Genomic DNA, 15,423 nt, shown 5'->3' on the forward strand with positions numbered 1-15,423 from the left:
TACTCCTCGATATTGGCCGCACTATCGCTTTTCACCGCGCCGAAATGAAGGAACAGAAATTCATCGGCCTTCCAGCACGTATATTTCTTTGCTCCAAGACCCTGCCTTTTGAGCAAAAGTGACCGGGCGCACGGTGCACCCGGCCATGATCGCGGATGATGGCCGGTTCAGCGGCGCTCGGTGGCGAATCCGGCGAGCGCCAGCAGCGGCAAGGCGGCCCCGATCAGCGAGGCGAGCATCCAGCCGCCCTCGGCAAAGGCCCAGCCTCCGACGGCGGAACCAACCGCACCGCCGGCGAAGAAGGTTGCCATGAAGACGCCGTTCAGGCGACTGCGATGCTCTGCGCTCAAACCGTAGATCGCCCGCTGGCTGACGACGAGATTGGTGGTCACGCCGAAGTCGAGGAGGATCGCCGCCAGGACGAACAGCCCCAGCGACAGCGTCGATCCCTCGCCGGTCAGGTGGGTGATCAGGAAAGCAACGGCAACCGACAGCATGGCGAAGACGGTGGCGGGACGGATCAGGTTGCGGTCGGCTAGCCTGCCCGCAATCGGAGATGCGATGGCGCCTGCAGCGCCGGCAAGCGCGAAGAGCGCGATTCCATCCTGCCCGATACCGAAAGCCGGACCGGCCAGCACCAGCGGCGTGACCGTCCAGAACAGGCTGAACGCGCCGAACAGGCCGGCCTGATAGAGCGCCCGCCGGCGCAGTACCGGCTCGCTGACAAACAGATGTCCGAGCGACGCCAGCAGGGCGGGATAGGTCATCTTCGATGTCGGCCGCCGCGTCGGCAGGGCAACGGCGAGCACGGCGCCGACAACCACCATGGCCGCGACCGAAAACAGGAAGACGGCGTGCCAGGAGAAGAAGTTCGCGATCATGCTCGAGACCGGCCTCGCCAGCATGATGCCAACCATCAGGCCGCTCATGACGTTGCCGACGACGCGGCCACGGCTTTCCTGGGGCGCCATATGGGCCGCGAAAGGCACGAGGACCTGAACGGCGACCGAGCCGATGCCGATCAGGAAAGAGGACACGAGAAACGGCGCGGGACTGCCGGACAAAGCGCAGCCGAGCGCCGCGAGGCCGGCAAGGCCCGTCAGGATCAGCACCAGCCGCTTGTTCTCGACAAGATCCCCGAGCGGCACGATCAGCAGAAGGCCCAGGCCGTAGCCGATCTGCGTCAGCGTCACGACAAGACCGGCAGCGCCCGCCGACATGCCCAGCGACTGGCCGATCGGGCCGGCCAGCGGCTGGGCGTAATAGAGGTTGGCGACGATCAGGCCGCATGCCGCGGCAAAGAGCAGCGTCAGTGCGGCGGATATGGGTGGATGTTCCTCGGCGCCTGTCGTGGCTGAGGCGGTCGCAATGGGCGGGGCCATTCTTATCTCCAAAAAGGCAATGTCAAAAACGGTTGAAGAAAATCAGTCGAAGAGGCGCATTGCCGCCTCGACCATGGATGTCATCTCCTCCCGGCTGCGACCGGTCTTGCCGACGAGGCGCATCCCATGCAGGATGCCCACCATGAGCCTTGCGGTCGCCCTCCCGTCAATTGTCGGTGCGATCGAGCCGTCCTCCAGGCCCTCCCGGATCAAACCGAAAGCGTGTGCCTCCATGGCCGCCATCGAACGGCGGACCCGTTCGGCGGCATCCTCGTCGGCAATGGCTAGCTCCGTCGCCGTCCCGACCACCAGGCAGCCCCTGAGGCCCTCCTCGCCGCACGAAGCATCGGCATAGAACTCCAGCAGCAGCCGCAACTTCTCGCGCCCACTCGCGCCCCTGGCGACCGCCTCGTCCCGCAACGCATTGCGCACGGACTTGTAACGGTCGAATGCCGCCAGAAAGATGCCCTTCTTGTCACCGAACGCCTTGTAGACGCTGCCGGGCGTCAAACCCATGGCAGCGGTCAGTTCCGCAATCGAGGCAGCGTGATAGCCCCGCTCGGAGAATGCCACGATGGCCCTGTCCAGTGCCTCGTCCATATCGAAGCTGCGCGGTCTGCCCGGACCACGAACGGCGGCGATATCCAATGTGTTCAAATCATCCATGCACGACAATTAGGAAATGATCGTTTCCAAATCAAGCGATAAATTCAAAACTGATGATTTACACCTCCGGAATCGGGTTATAGGCTGATAAAACCATAATCATTCAGGCGATCCCCCGTGACTCAAAACATGCTTGCCGCCCGTCTTCTCGACGTGATCGAAAACGACATCCTGCCTCTGACACAAGCGGGTGTTTCGACCGGAAACAAGGTCTTCGGTGCCGCCATCCTGCGCAAGTCGGACCTGTCGCTGGTCATCGCCGGAACCAACAACGAAACCGCCAATCCGCTCTGGCATGGCGAAGTCCATACGCTGAAGCAGTTCTACGAGATGTCCGAGCCGCCGGTGACGAAGGATCTGATCTTCCTGTCGACCCACGAGCCCTGCACCATGTGCATGTCGGCGATCACCTGGGCAGGCTTCGACAATTTCTATTATTTCTTCAGCCATGAAGACAGCCGCGACGCCTTCGCCATTCCACACGATCTGAAGATCCTCAAGGAGGTCTTCGGCCTGGAGCCCGGCGGTTACAGGCGCAACAACGCCTTCTGGCACTCCGCCTGGATCACCGACATGGTCGAGACGGCGGATGAACCGATCAAAAGCCAGATGAAAGAGCAGATTGCCCGCATCAAGGCCATGTACGACGACGCCTCCGGGGTCTATCAGTCCAAGAAGGGCGAGAGCCACATCCCGCTCGCCTGAGCCAGTCACCGACCAGAGACCTTCGCATGGAACCTTCAAAAGACATCTCGCGCCTCATCGAGATCATGGCGGCGCTGCGCAATCCCGAGACGGGGTGCCCGTGGGACATCGTGCAGAATTTCGAGACGATCAAGCCCTACACGATCGAGGAGGCCTATGAGGTCGCCGACGCGATCGAGCGCAACGACATGGACGATCTTTGCGAGGAGCTGGGCGACCTGCTGCTGCAGGTGGTGTTCCACGCCCGCATGGCCGAGGAAGCCGGCGAGTTTGGCTTCGGCGACGTTGTCCATGCCGTCACCCGCAAGATGATCCGCCGCCATCCACATGTGTTTGCCGTGTCTGATGCGCAGACGCCCGATCAGGTCAAGCTGCAGTGGGACGAGATCAAGCGGCAGGAAAAGACCGAACGGGCCGAACGCCGCGCCCGGCGCGGCCTCGCAGCCGATGCCACCGATCGTCACCTCGGCTCGGTGCAGCGGTCGTTTCCCGCACTCACCGAAGCGCTGAAGATCCAGGAACGCGCTGCCAAGGTCGGCTTCGACTGGTCCGAGGCCGCCCCGATCCTCGACAAGATCGAGGAGGAGATCGGCGAATTACGCGAGGCGTTGGCAAGCAATCAGCAGGAAAAGGTCGCGGACGAACTCGGCGACCTGATTTTCGCGGTCGTCAATATCGGCCGCCATGTGAAGGCCGATCCGGAGGATGCGCTGCGCGGCACGAACACCAAGTTCCGCCGCCGCTTCGGCTATATCGAAGACAGGCTGAAGGCCGAAGGCCGAACGCTCGGCGGGGCCACGCTCGACGAAATGGAAGCCCTCTGGCAGGAAGCCAAGGGGAAGGTCTGAAGAAGCGGCGAAATCCGCCGCACGCGTCTATTCGTCGCTTGAATAGCCGAAGAACAGGACCTTCAGATCCTTCTCGGGCGTGAAATTCGTCGCGTGCCATTCGAGCGGCGCGCCTGCCTTCGTTCCCGGCGGTGTGCAAAGCGACGCAATGCTGTCGCTGCCGGGATCGACCTTCAGATTGAACTCCGCAATCGGCCCCTGCCAGTTGTTGGCGGTCGTCAGGATGTAGCCCAGCGTCAGAGCATCCGGCGCCTTGCCTTCGTCGCGCAACGCTTTCAAACGCATGCGGAAGGCATCATCCACGCAATAGGTCGAAGCCCCCTCGCCGGCCTCGAAGAAATCGCCATAGTCGGAGGGCGCGCCGGTCAGCGGCTGGTAGGCGATGTCGACCTTCGTGACACCCGGCGCGAAATCCTGGCTCCATTCGTAGACCGCCTGATACTCCCAGCGGACAATCAGGAAATCGCCGTCCTTGTGGGCCAGCCCGTCTTCCTCCAGCGCCCTGATCGTCGCATCCGGCAGATCGGACAGATCCTCGTCGGGCGGCGCGAAGACCGGGACACCAAGCGCCTTCAGCCGTTCGGTGATGTTCTCACCCTTGAACCAGGCGTATTCGTGCAGGGTCGGCGTCACCGGCTGGCCGTTCACCGACACTTCGAAATGCATGTAGTTGCGGGGATCGCCGTCATTTTCCATGCCGCCACCGAGGCTGTCGGGCGAATCGTCCTGCGGAACCTTCGGAAGCGGAAAGCCGATGACGCGCGTCAGGGTGTTGCCGGCGTCCGACTTGAAGTCATAGTGAACCTTCACGCTGTCCAAAGAGAGCGAAAGGTCCTCGCGAGCGATGGAAATCTGCGGTTCGGGCTTGAAGGTGACGCCACCGGCCGCGAATTCGGAAACGGAGCCGTTGGAGAAGGCTGGTCCGGCGACCGTCGCGGCCAGCATCAGGGCCGGCAGAAATCCGATCCGGCGCTGCCCGCTTCCCATCCCGCGCTACTCCCAGTCTTCCTTGGGCGGCTCGATGGCCTTGCCGAGACGGCGCTCGAGCGTCGTCGCAAGCTCTCCGGACAGACGCAGGTCGATCTTCACCGAGCCATCCTCTAGATCCTCGCGTCCGTCGACGATGGCATTTTCATAGAGCCACGGCAGCAATTTCAGCTGGTCGGGCGGCAGCACCACCGTCGTCTCGGAGAGAACGCCGGAAAGCCTGTCGGCGATATTGTCCAGAAGCGTATCCAGCCCCTCGCCGGAGACGGCGGAAACGGCGAACTTGCCCTCGCTCGGCTGGGCCTTGGCCAACAGCGTCTCGCGCGCTTCCGGCTCCAGCCGGTCGATCTTGTTCCAGACTTCGAGAACGCGAACGCCTTGGGCGGATTCCTCGATGCCGAGGTCGGCGAGAATGCGCGTGACGTCCTCGGCCTGGGCGGCGTTATCCGGGTCGGACATGTCGCGCACGTGCAGGATGATATCGGCTTCCAGCACCTCTTCCAGAGTGGCGCGGAAGGCGGCGACGAGATGGGTCGGGAGGTCGGAGATGAAGCCGACGGTGTCGGACAGAATCACCGTGCGTCCATGCGGCAGCTTCATGCGGCGCATGGTCGGGTCGAGGGTGGCAAACAGCATGTCCTCGGCGAGAACGCCGGCACCGGTGATACGGTTGAACAGCGTCGACTTGCCGGCATTGGTGTAGCCCGCCAGCGCCACGATGGGATGCGGCACCTTACGGCGCTTGGCGCGATGCAGCTGTCGGGTGCGCACGACCTGCTCCAGTTCGCGCTCCAGCTTGACGATCTTGTCCTGCAGGATGCGGCGGTCGGCCTCGATCTGGGTTTCACCCGGACCGCCCATGAAGCCCGCGCCACCGCGCTGGCGTTCAAGGTGCGTCCAGCTTCTGACCAGCCGGCCCTTCTGGTAGTTGAGATGCGCAAGCTCGACCTGCAGGCGGCCTTCCTTGGTGGAGGCGCGGCGGCCGAAAATTTCAAGAATGAGGCCGGTGCGGTCGATGACCTTGGCGTTCCATTCCCGTTCCAGGTTGCGCTGCTGGACCGGCGTCAGCGGATGATCGACGATCACAAGCCCGGCGTCCATCTCGTCCAGAACGGCCTTGATCTCCTCGATCTTGCCGGTGCCGATCAGGGTCGCGGGACGCGGATCGTTGACGAAGACGATGGCGCCATGGACAATTTCGAGATCGATGGCTCTGGCAAGGCCGATCGCCTCATCCAGCCGGCTTTCCGGCAGACGATCGGGCTTCGGCGGCTGGTTCGACCTGCTGTTGCGGCTTTCCTTCAGGACGGGAACGAGCACAACGGCACGCATATCGTCCCGGCGCATTTCCTGCTCCGGGACAATCATGTCCGGTGTCGTAATTCGTTTGGCGGAAATAGCCAGTATTCCTGTCAGGATGCCGTTTCTTCGCTCTCGAACATCTGCAGCGGCTGACCCGGCATGATGGTCGAGATCGCATGCTTGTAGACGAGCTGCGAATGCCCGTCACGACGCAGAAGCACACAGAAATTGTCGAAAGACGTTACCACCCCTGTCAGCTTCACGCCGTTGATCAGGAAGATGGTCAATGAGATTTTTTGCTTGCGAACTGTATTGAGAAACAGGTCTTGCAGATTCTGAGAACGTTCCGCCATCGCGCCGATTCTTTCTTTCCTTTTTTGCCGGACCGGCTCTGCCGATCCAGTGTCATGCCAAATCCTAACCGCCCCGCATGTGTAATCGAAATTTCACACGCCTCCCGTATGATGACTTGGTATCAAATCACCGCTGCTTCCGCAATGCGGGAATCGGAACCGGCACCGTCCACATGGACAGTGCACTATCCAATGGCGGATAGACAAGTCGCTTACGCGTCAAAACGGTACGGACGGCAATATCAGAAATACTGGATCGAGACCCGGAACATCTGTTCGACATGTCGGACGGACTCGGCCAGCGCGAACAGGACGACGCGATCCTTCGCCTTGATCTTCGTATCGCCGTTCAGCGTCAGCATCTTGCCGTCGCGGTAGATGGCGCCGAGACGAATGCCCTTCGGCAATTCGAGATCGCGGAACGGCACGCCGACAAGCGGCGAGGTTTCCAGTGCTTCCGCCTCGATGACTTCTGCCGCGCCCTTCTGCACGGCATAGACCGAGCGGATGCGGCCCTTTCTGACATGCTGGAGCACGCGCGAGATCGTCACCGCCCGGGGATTGATATGGGCGTCGATCCCGACGGCCTTCGTCATGTCGTGGAAGGAAGGATTGTTCAAAAGAACGAGGCTCGACTTGCAGCCGAGTTCCTTGGCCATGACGGCGCTCAGAATATTCGTCTGGTCGTTGTTGGTCAGCGCGACCAGAAGCTCGGCGTCCTGGATGTCGACCTGCTGGAGAATGTTCTGCTCGAGGACCGAACCGTTGAGGACGATGGCGTGGTTCAGCTGCTCGGAGATGGCGATCGCCCGCTCGCGGTTATTCTCGATGATCTTCAGCGACGTCTTCGGCTGCATCTCCTCGATCGTCTTGGCGACGTAGTAGCCGATATTGCCGCCGCCGGCGATGACGATGCGCCGCGCTTCCGTTTCCTCGTGGCCAAAAAGGCTCAGCGTGCGGCGGGTGTGGTCACGATGGCAGATGACATAGGCAAGATCGCCGGCGCGCAGCTGGTCGCCGGAGCGGGCGATGAACAGGCGACCCTCGCGATAGACGCCCGTGACGGTCGCCATCAGGTCCGGGAAAAGCTGCGCGAGCTGCGCCAGAGGCGTATTGAGGACCGGGCAGTCTTCCGTGCACTCGATCGCCAGCATCGCGACTTTGTCGTCGACGAATCGGACGATATCGGTGGCGCCGGGATAGGAAATGCGCCGCAGCACCATCTTGCCGACTTCGATCTCGGGCGAGATCGTCACGTCGATCGGCATGTGGTCGCGCGAAAACAGGTCGGAGTAATGCGACTGCAGATAGTTCTGCGCGCGGATGCGGGCGATCTTCGTCGGCACGTTGAACAGCGAATGGGCGACCTGGCAGGCGACCATGTTGATCTCGTCATAGAGCGTGACGGCAATGATCATGTCGGCCTGGTCGGCGCCGGCCTTGGCCAGAACATCGGGATGGGCGCCATGGCCGACATAGCCGCGCACGTCCAGCGTATCGGTCGTGGCGCTGATCAGCGATGCGGACACATCGATGACCGACACGTCGTTGCCTTCCTGGGACAAGCGTTCGGCAATGCCGTAACCGACCTGCCCTGCACCGCAAATAATGACTTTCATTCGTCTCTTTCCAATTATTCCGGCGTGCGATCCGGCCTTATACGCCCAACGACTTCAGCTTGCGATGCAGCGCCGAGCGCTCCATGCCGACGAACTCCGCCGTGCGGGAAATATTGCCCCCGAAGCGGTTGATCTGGGCGACCAGATAGTCCCGCTCGAACATCTCACGCGCCTCGCGCAGCGGCAAGGTCATGATATGCACGTCGTTCTGCGCCGAGACCTTCGGCAGCATGTCGCTCAGATCCTGCGGCAGCATGTCGGCGGTGACCGTCGTCTCCGGATTGTCGCCGCTGGCGAGAATCATCAGGCGCTCGATGTTGTTGCGCAGCTGGCGGATGTTGCCAGGCCACTCATTGGCCTGCAGGACCGCCATGGCGTCGTCGCCGATATTGCGCAGCCTGATGCCTGCCTGCTCGCAGATCTGCCGGATGAGGCTGTCGACGAGGAACGGAATGTCCTCGCGGCGTTCGGCAAGCGACGGCACCTTGACCGGCACAACCGCCAGGCGATGGTAGAGGTCCTCGCGGAACAGGCCTTCGGCGATGCGGTTTTCCAGGTTCATGGCGGTCGAGGAAATGATGCGGACGTCCACCTTCACCCGCTTGTTGCCGCCGACGCGTTCGAACTGCTGGTCGATCAGCACACGCAGGATCTTGTTCTGCGTCTCGCGCGGCATCTCGCCGATCTCGTCAAGGTAGAGCGTGCCGCGATGGGCTTCCTCCAGCGCGCCGGTCTTGCGCGGCTGGCCGGGCATGCCCTCCGTGCCGAACAGCGCGATCTCCATGCGCTCGGGCGTAATTGCGGCCGCATTCAGCGCCACGAACGGCCCGTTGGCGCGCTGCGACTTCTTGTGGATGGTGCGGGCGACGAGCTCCTTGCCCGAGCCCGACGGCCCGAGAATCATGATGCGCGAATTTGTCGGCCCGACCTTCTCGATGGTCTGGCGCAGATGGGACACGGCGACCGACGTACCGATCAGCTCGATGCCGTCACCGGCACGCTTCTTCAGCTCCGAGACTTCGCGTTTCAGGTTGGAGTTTTCCAGCGCGCGCTCGGCGACGAGGATCAACCGGTCGGTCTTGAACGGCTTTTCGATGAAGTCGAACGCACCACGCTTGATCGCCGCAACGGCGGTCTCGATGTTGCCATGACCCGAGATCATCACGACCGGCACGTCAGGGTGACGGTTCTTGATCTCCTCCAGCAGCGCCAGCCCGTCGAGCTTGCTGCCCTGCATCCAGATATCGAGGAAGATCAGCCGCGGCACGCGGTCGGAGATCGCCGCCAGCGCGCTGTCGCTGTCGAAAGCGGTGCGGGTCTCGTGCCCCTCGTCGGACAAGATGCCGGATACGATCTCGCGGATGTCTTCTTCGTCGTCGACGACAAGAATATCAGACGCCATTTACATCTTCCTCGTTCTTCTTCTTATCACCGTTCGCCGCGGCATTGATCGCCGGCAGAACGATGCGGATCATTGCGCCACGGCCGCGGTCGAATTCGGGCGGCGCGTCATGCAGTTCAATCTGGCCGCCGTGTTCCTCGATGATCTTCTTGACGATTGCCAGGCCCAGCCCGGTGCCCTTTTCGCGCATCGTCATGTAGGGCTCCAGAATGCGGCTGCGGTTTTCCTTCGGCAGGCCACGGCCGTTGTCGATCACATCGGCAACGATCTGCTCGCCGCCGGCGCTCTTATGTGCGCGCACCAGGACTTTGCGTTCGTCGCCGATCTCGTCGCTCGGCACCGCCTCGATCGCCTCGACGGCGTTCTTGATGATGTTGGTGAAGGCTTGGCCCAGCATGCGGGAATCGAAATCGCCGATCAGCGGCTCGTCGCCGAACTCGCGATGAAAGTCGATATGAGTCGTCCCCATTTCCCTGAGGAACATGGCGTCCTTCAGGATATCGCGAAGGTCGGAACGCTCCTTGGTGGGCTTCGGCATGCGGGCGAAGGCGGAGAATTCATCGACCATGCGACCGATGTCGCCGACCTGACGGACGATCGTGTCGGTGCACTGGTCGAAGACGGCGCGGTCGCTCTCGTCGATCTGCTTGCCGTAGCGGCGCTTCAACCGCTCGGCGGAAAGCTGGATCGGCGTCAGCGGGTTCTTGATCTCGTGCGCGATGCGCCGTGCGACGTCGGCCCAGGCGCTCGATCGCTGGGCAATCACGAGATCGGTGATGTCATCGACCGTCACGACATAGGAATCGCTGAAATCGCGCGATTCCTCACGCGTCACCTGCACGCTCAGCGTCCGCTCGTTGCCGCCACGCATGAACTGAATGTGCTTGGAGAAATCGCGGCGGTAGCGGCTGGCCGCTTCCGTCAGCACCTTGTCCATTTCCGGGGCGACATCCTGCAGCTTCCGGCCGATCAGATTGTCCACCGGCAGGCCGAACAGGACCTCCGCCGCCGAATTGACGATGCTGACGGTGCGGTCTGCCTCCACGCCGATTACGGCGGAGGTGACACCCGACAGAACCGCCTCGATGAACCGGCGGCGATCGTCGACATCGTCCTTGGCGACCAGGATTTCCTGCTGCTGGCTGCGGATTTCCGAAATCATCTTGTTGAAGGTGCGCGACAGGTTGCCGACGTCGCCGTCGGCGACGCGAACCGGGACCACGACATTCATGTTGCCCGAGGCCACGCTGTCGGCGGCGCTGATGAGCAACCGGATCGGCCTGACGATACGGTCGGCGATGGCGATGGCACCCCAGATGGCGGCCAGCAGAACGATCAGGGCGAAGCCCAGATAGAGAATGGCGAATGCGATCTGCAGCGACGTCCGGCCCTCCTCCATCGCCTTGTATTCGGCGGTGTTCTCCTCCATCTGCCGCATGGCGCGCATGACCTTCAGGTCGACGGCCCGGACGGTGTAGAGATAGGTTCCGGAAATCGCGTTCAACGGAATGATGGCGCCGACGAGATTGGTGATGCCCGGCGGGATCAGTGTCGGCTGGCCGTCCTTCGCCTTCGCCAGGGCGTCCTGCGGAATGGCCGGCAAGGGCTTGTCGGTCTTGATGTCGGCCTGGACCACCGCCGAGCCGTCGCCGCGCACCAGGAAGGCGCCGAGCATTCCCCTGCCCTTGGCCTGGCGTGTCAGGAATTCCACGAAGCCGTTCCTGTCGAGATAGAAGACCGCTCGGTTGCGCTCGATGTCGTTGGCCATGGAGGCGGTCTGCCCCTGCAGATAGCTGGCGTTTTCCATCATATAGGCCTGAGCGACATCGCGGGAGGATTCGATGATCGCCTGGGTGCGGATCGAAAACCAGCGATCAAGGCCGACATTGAGCGTGAGGCTGGCGAAGATCGCTACAAGGATCGCCGGCGTGATGGCGACAACGGAGAAGAGGCCGACGATACGAATGTGCAGCCGGGCCGCCGCCCGTCCGCGGCTGCGGGCGCTGATCAGGCGATAGACCTCGCGGCCGATCAGGAAGATCAGTCCTGCGACGAAGATCGCATTGATGATGGCCGAGGCGATGACGACATGCGTGGTCGGCTTGATCGGCGTCAGGCCCAGAAGCACGAACAGCGTCAGGATGGCGCACAGCAGCGCGCCGGCCGCCAGGGCCAGCCCCGGCAACGCGAAAGAAGCATGCCGGTCGTGAACCGCCGCCACCACTTCCTTCTTCAGGAAAGAACGTCTGCCAGAATGGCCTTCCAAAGGCTGCTCCCCTGTCGAGCCCTGCAACGCCGGCATGTCACTCATGACAGGTCTTCCGACGACTCAAGATCGTATTCATGTTGCCGCAAGAATCGTCGCGCGCGTCTGGCGCACCCGAAACTGAGTGACTTCCAAGCAACATTTTGTGGCGAAATTGCAACGCAACCTGGACAAATGTCAAGCGCCGCGGGAACTCCGGTAAACCGTGACACCCAGTTCGCGGATCTTCTTGCGCAGCGTATTGCGGTTCAGCCCGAGAAGATCGGCCGCCTTGATCTGATTGCCCCTGGTGGCCGTCAGCGCCGCCAGAATCAGCGGATACTCCATTTCCGACAGCACCCGTTCATAGAGACCGGGCGGCGGCAGGTTCTCGCCGAAGCCTGCGAAATAGCTGCGCATGTTCTCCTCGACCGCCTGCGAGATGGTCATCGAGCCGCTGGCGGACGACTTGTCGATCGGGCTGTCGGGAATATCGGTCCGCAACTCGGATTCGATGATCTCGCGGGTAATCACATCCTGCGGATACAGCGCCAGCAGGCGACGGATGAGGTTCTCCAGTTCGCGGACGTTGCCCGGCCACGGATAGCCCTTCATGACCTCCAGCGCTTCGCCATCGAAGCGCTTGGAGCCGAGCCCTTCCTTTTCCGCCTGCTGGATGAAATGGCGGACGAGATCGGGAATGTCCTCGGCTCGGTCGCGCAGCGGCGGCAGGCGCAGCGGCACGACGTTCAAGCGGTAATAGAGATCCTCGCGGAACAGGCCCTTGTTGATCGAAACCTTCAGGTCCTTGTTGGTTGCCGCGACGATGCGCACGTCGGTGCGGATCGGCGTGCGACCGCCGACGGTCGTGTACTCGCCCTGCTGGAGAACGCGGAGCAATCGCGTCTGCGCATCCATCGGCATGTCGCCGATCTCGTCGAGAAACAGCGTGCCGCCCTGGGCCTGCTCGAACCGGCCTGTCGAACGCGCCTGGGCGCCGGTGAAGGCACCCTTTTCATGGCCGAACAGTTCCGATTCGATCAGGTCGCGCGGAATGGCGGCCATGTTGATGGCAACGAAGGGGCCATTGCTGCGCTTGCCGTAATCATGCAACGCCCGCGCCACGAGCTCCTTGCCGGTGCCCGACTCGCCGGTGATCATCAATGTCAGGTCCGTCTGCATCAGGCGGGCCAGGACGCGGTAGATTTCCTGCATCGCGGCGGAACGGCCGACCAGCGGCATGCCGTCCTGCACGTCGTCTTCCGGCTTGGTCGGCCGGCGCTTCGGTTCGGCCAGCGCCCGGCCGATGATCGAGATCAGCTCGGTCAGGTCGAAGGGCTTCGGCAGGTAGTCGTACGCGCCCTTCTCGCTCGCCTTGATGGCGGTCATGAAAGTGTTCTGCGCACTCATTACCAGAACCGGCAGATCGGGACGGGCCTTCTTGATGCGCGGCAGCAGGTCGAAGGCATTTTCGTCCGGCATGACGACGTCAGTCACCACGATGTCGCCCTCGCCGGCCGACACCCACCGCCACAGCGTGGCGGCGTTCGAGGTAATTCTCACGTCGTAGCCGGCGCGGCTCAGCGCCTGATTGAGCACCGTGCGAATGGCTGCATCGTCATCAGCAACGAGAACCGTGGCTGTCATATGTCACTTCCTGTTTTCGTTTTGCCATCGGCAGCACGTACACTGGGCTTGGAGGCCGGCATGAGGATCCTGAACGTCGTCTTCTGGTTCTGGCTGTCGCATTCGACAATGCCGCCATGCGCGCCGATGATCTTGGCGACCAGTGCAAGCCCAAGGCCGGAGCCGTTGGTTTTCGTGGTTATGAAGGGGTCAAAGAGATGCGGCACGAGATCGGGCGCGATGCCGCCGCCATTGTCGTGCACGCAGAACTCGAGTGGCAGCGAGATCTTCTCCTTGGTACCGGCGACCGAAAGGCGGATGCCCGGTCGGTAGGCCGTCGTCAGGCGAATCTCGCCCTCAGGATTGTCGCCGATCGCCTCGGCGGCATTCTTCACCAGGTTGAGGAAGACCTGCACCAGCTGGTCGCGGTTGGCGAAGACCAGCGGCAGCGAGGGGTCGTAGTCCTCGGTGATCTTGATGTTGCGGGCAAAGCCGGCATAGGCCAGCGCCTTCACATGGTCGAGCACCGAATGGATGTTGATCGGCACCCGGTCGATCGGCCGTTCGTCGGAGAACACTTCCATGCGGTCGACGAGCGAGACGATGCGGTCGGTCTCGTCGCAGATCAGACGGGTCAGCGCCCGGTCGTCGTCGCCGACCGATGTTTCGAGCAGCTGGGCCGCACCGCGAATGCCCGACAGCGGGTTCTTGATCTCGTGCGCCAGCATGGAGGCGAGACCAGTCACCGAGCGGGCGGCGGCGCGCGAGGTCAGCTGCCGGTCGATCTTGTCAGCCATCGTGCGCTCCTGCAGGACGATGACGACGGAGCCGAAATCGGTGCCGACAGGCGCGACATAGATGTCGACCAGCTTTTCCTGCCCCAGGCGCGGCGAGCTCAGATCGACGCGGTATTCGTTGACCGGCGCGCGGCGTTCGCGAACCTGATCGATCAGCGCCAGAAGCGGGCTGCCGAACGGAATGAAGGTGGAAATCTTGTAGCGGGCGAGATGCGACGCGCTGGCCCCGAAGAAGGCCTCGGCCTGCCAGTTGGCGAAGGCGATAAAGCCCTTCTCGTTGACGAGAATGACCGGATTCTGCATCGCATTGAGGACGGAGAGCGCCAGCACCCCGTTCTCGCCGTCGCTAAACGCGTTGGCTGGAAGATCGCTCATGCGGCTTCTCCCACCGCTGCAACGGCCAACGGCGCGTCGCGGCCGAGAGCCTCGGCCATGCGGGCAGAGACGAATGCCGTATCGGTCGAGGTCATGATGGCGGCCTTGTCCTGGGAGGGCAGATCGGGCGCATAGCGGTCCAGATACCAGCCGAGGTGCTTGCGCGCATGGCGCAGGCCGCCTTCGCGGCCGTAAAATTCCAGCATCGATTCGTAATGTTCCAATATGATGTCCGTGATCTCGTGATGGGCGGGTTCTTCGCCGCCGGCCAGAACGCCCGGATGCCAGGGCCTTCCCTGGCAGGTGCGGCCGACCATGACCGCGTCGGCGCCGGTGATGGAAAGCAGATTTTCAACATCGTCCGCGCTTTCGACGTCGCCATTGGCGATGAACGGCAGCGAGACAGCCTCGCGCACGCGGGCAATGGCGTGCCAGTCCGCCGTTCCGGTGTAGAACTGCATGCGGGTACGGCCATGAACGGTGATCAGGCGAACACCTGCCAGTTCCGCCTGACGGGCGATCTCGGCGGCGTTCAGCGAGGTCTCATCCCAGCCGAGGCGCATCTTGACGGTCACCGGCACGTCGACAGCCGCGACCGTCGCCTCGATGATCGAAAGCGCCAGCTCCGGATCGCGCATCAGCGCCGAGCCGGAATAGCCGCCGATGACCTTTTTCGCCGGGCAGCCCATGTTGATGTCGATGATGTCGGCCCCGTTGTCGGCGGCGATCCTGGCGGCTTCCGCCATCCAGTGCGGTTCGCGGCCGGCGAGCTGCACGACATGCGGGCCGGTGTCGCCCGCCTTCAGCCGTGACCAGGATTCGCCGCGGCTCATCACCAGTTCACGCGACGCGACCATCTCGGTAACGACCAGTCCTGCCCCATAACGCCAGGCGAGCCGGCGGAACGGCAGATCCGTAACGCCCGACATGGGCGCAAGCACCACACGGTTGCGCACCATCACCGGACCGATGTGGAAAGCTGAACTGGGATCGCGCGCCAACAAATGACCATCTTTCGGGCAGTCTGAATTTTGCACTATTTTTAGACACTCCAGAGACGCTTGCCAAGAGAAATCGGATAGCCAAGATATTTTTTAGGCAAATGCACCAATGGCA

13 protein-coding genes are annotated in these 15,423 nt (G+C 62.5%); 2 read left to right on the forward strand and 11 right to left on the reverse strand.

Going from position 1 to position 15,423, the window contains the following annotated elements; genetic code table 11:
- Positions 1–167: 167 nt before the first annotated feature.
- Together ACU5AY_RS08120 and ACU5AY_RS08125 are read right to left on the reverse strand one after the other, a co-directional pair.
- Positions 168–1,382 carry an MFS transporter gene (locus ACU5AY_RS08120; protein WP_446828678.1) on the reverse strand — a complete coding sequence of 405 codons (1,215 nt, stop codon included), beginning with the start codon at positions 1,380–1,382 and terminating at the stop codon, positions 168–170.
- 42 nt (positions 1,383–1,424) lie between these two features.
- Positions 1,425–2,048, reverse strand: a complete 624-nt coding sequence (locus ACU5AY_RS08125; protein ID WP_446828679.1) for a TetR/AcrR family transcriptional regulator — start codon at positions 2,046–2,048, stop codon at positions 1,425–1,427.
- 117 nt (positions 2,049–2,165) lie between these two features.
- On the opposite strand from ACU5AY_RS08125, the gene ACU5AY_RS08130 reads away from it, so the two are divergent.
- Both ACU5AY_RS08130 and mazG read left to right on the forward strand, forming a co-directional pair.
- Positions 2,166–2,753 carry a deaminase gene (locus ACU5AY_RS08130; RefSeq protein WP_446824264.1) on the forward strand — a complete coding sequence of 196 codons (588 nt, stop codon included), beginning with the start codon at positions 2,166–2,168 and terminating at the stop codon, positions 2,751–2,753.
- Between the two features lie 26 nt (positions 2,754–2,779).
- The gene (gene mazG, locus ACU5AY_RS08135; protein ID WP_446828680.1) at positions 2,780–3,601 is read left to right on the forward strand and encodes a nucleoside triphosphate pyrophosphohydrolase; all 822 of its coding nucleotides are present in this window, start codon (positions 2,780–2,782) and stop codon (positions 3,599–3,601) included.
- A 27-nt stretch (positions 3,602–3,628) separates the two neighbouring features.
- Here mazG and ACU5AY_RS08140 read toward each other — a convergent pair whose 3' ends face one another.
- The 9 genes from ACU5AY_RS08140 to dusB form a co-directional block, all read right to left on the reverse strand.
- Positions 3,629–4,588, reverse strand: coding sequence for a DUF4424 family protein (locus tag ACU5AY_RS08140; protein ID WP_446828681.1), 960 nt, complete (start codon positions 4,586–4,588; stop codon positions 3,629–3,631).
- A 6-nt stretch (positions 4,589–4,594) separates the two neighbouring features.
- Positions 4,595–5,920 (reverse strand): GTPase HflX, encoded by a 1,326-nt coding sequence (hflX, locus tag ACU5AY_RS08145; protein ID WP_446828975.1) that lies wholly within the window; start codon positions 5,918–5,920, stop codon positions 4,595–4,597.
- Positions 5,921–6,000: 80 nt separating this feature from the next.
- Entirely contained in the window at positions 6,001–6,243 is a 243-nt protein-coding gene (hfq, locus tag ACU5AY_RS08150; RefSeq protein ID WP_446824267.1) for an RNA chaperone Hfq, read from the reverse strand.
- A 242-nt stretch (positions 6,244–6,485) separates the two neighbouring features.
- Positions 6,486–7,862 carry a Trk system potassium transporter TrkA gene (gene trkA, locus ACU5AY_RS08155; RefSeq protein ID WP_446824268.1) on the reverse strand — a complete coding sequence of 459 codons (1,377 nt, stop codon included), beginning with the start codon at positions 7,860–7,862 and terminating at the stop codon, positions 6,486–6,488.
- A 37-nt stretch (positions 7,863–7,899) separates the two neighbouring features.
- Positions 7,900–9,264, reverse strand: a complete 1,365-nt coding sequence (gene ntrX / locus ACU5AY_RS08160; RefSeq protein WP_446824269.1) for a nitrogen assimilation response regulator NtrX — start codon at positions 9,262–9,264, stop codon at positions 7,900–7,902.
- Positions 9,254–11,566: an ATP-binding protein gene (locus ACU5AY_RS08165; RefSeq protein ID WP_446826078.1), complete on the reverse strand. Its 2,313-nt coding sequence runs from the start codon at positions 11,564–11,566 to the stop codon at positions 9,254–9,256. Before ACU5AY_RS08165 ends, ntrX begins: the two co-directional genes overlap by 11 nt.
- Positions 11,567–11,707: 141 nt before the next feature.
- Entirely contained in the window at positions 11,708–13,156 is a 1,449-nt protein-coding gene (ntrC, locus tag ACU5AY_RS08170; RefSeq protein WP_446824270.1) for a nitrogen regulation protein NR(I), read from the reverse strand.
- Positions 13,153–14,307: a two-component system sensor histidine kinase NtrB gene (locus tag ACU5AY_RS08175; RefSeq protein WP_446828682.1), complete on the reverse strand. Its 1,155-nt coding sequence runs from the start codon at positions 14,305–14,307 to the stop codon at positions 13,153–13,155. Before ACU5AY_RS08175 ends, ntrC begins: the two co-directional genes overlap by 4 nt.
- On the reverse strand, positions 14,304–15,266 hold the full coding sequence (dusB, locus tag ACU5AY_RS08180) for a tRNA dihydrouridine synthase DusB (protein WP_446828976.1): 963 nt from the start codon (positions 15,264–15,266) through the stop codon (positions 14,304–14,306). Before dusB ends, ACU5AY_RS08175 begins: the two co-directional genes overlap by 4 nt.
- Between the last annotated feature and the right edge of the window lie 157 nt (positions 15,267–15,423).

Source organism: Rhizobium sp. PAMB 3174, assembly GCF_052908375.1.

What these genes read in the sequence shown, in the direction of transcription:
- ACU5AY_RS08120 (WP_446828678.1), bottom strand. Translation starts at nt 1,382, where the DNA reads ATGGCCCCGCCCATTGCGACCGCCTCAGCCACGACAGGCGCCGAGGAA.
- ACU5AY_RS08125 (WP_446828679.1), bottom strand. Translation starts at nt 2,048, where the DNA reads ATGGATGATTTGAACACATTGGATATCGCCGCCGTTCGTGGTCCGGGC.
- mazG (WP_446828680.1), top strand. Translation starts at nt 2,780, where the DNA reads ATGGAACCTTCAAAAGACATCTCGCGCCTCATCGAGATCATGGCGGCG.
- ACU5AY_RS08140 (WP_446828681.1), bottom strand. Translation starts at nt 4,588, where the DNA reads ATGGGAAGCGGGCAGCGCCGGATCGGATTTCTGCCGGCCCTGATGCTG.
- hflX (WP_446828975.1), bottom strand. Translation starts at nt 5,920, where the DNA reads ATGCGTGCCGTTGTGCTCGTTCCCGTCCTGAAGGAAAGCCGCAACAGC.
- hfq (WP_446824267.1), bottom strand. Translation starts at nt 6,243, where the DNA reads ATGGCGGAACGTTCTCAGAATCTGCAAGACCTGTTTCTCAATACAGTT.
- trkA (WP_446824268.1), bottom strand. Translation starts at nt 7,862, where the DNA reads ATGAAAGTCATTATTTGCGGTGCAGGGCAGGTCGGTTACGGCATTGCC.
- ntrX (WP_446824269.1), bottom strand. Translation starts at nt 9,264, where the DNA reads ATGGCGTCTGATATTCTTGTCGTCGACGACGAAGAAGACATCCGCGAG.
- ACU5AY_RS08165 (WP_446826078.1), bottom strand. Translation starts at nt 11,566, where the DNA reads ATGCCGGCGTTGCAGGGCTCGACAGGGGAGCAGCCTTTGGAAGGCCAT.
- ntrC (WP_446824270.1), bottom strand. Translation starts at nt 13,156, where the DNA reads ATGACAGCCACGGTTCTCGTTGCTGATGACGATGCAGCCATTCGCACG.
- ACU5AY_RS08175 (WP_446828682.1), bottom strand. Translation starts at nt 14,307, where the DNA reads ATGAGCGATCTTCCAGCCAACGCGTTTAGCGACGGCGAGAACGGGGTG.
- dusB (WP_446828976.1), bottom strand. Translation starts at nt 15,266, where the DNA reads ATGGTGCGCAACCGTGTGGTGCTTGCGCCCATGTCGGGCGTTACGGAT.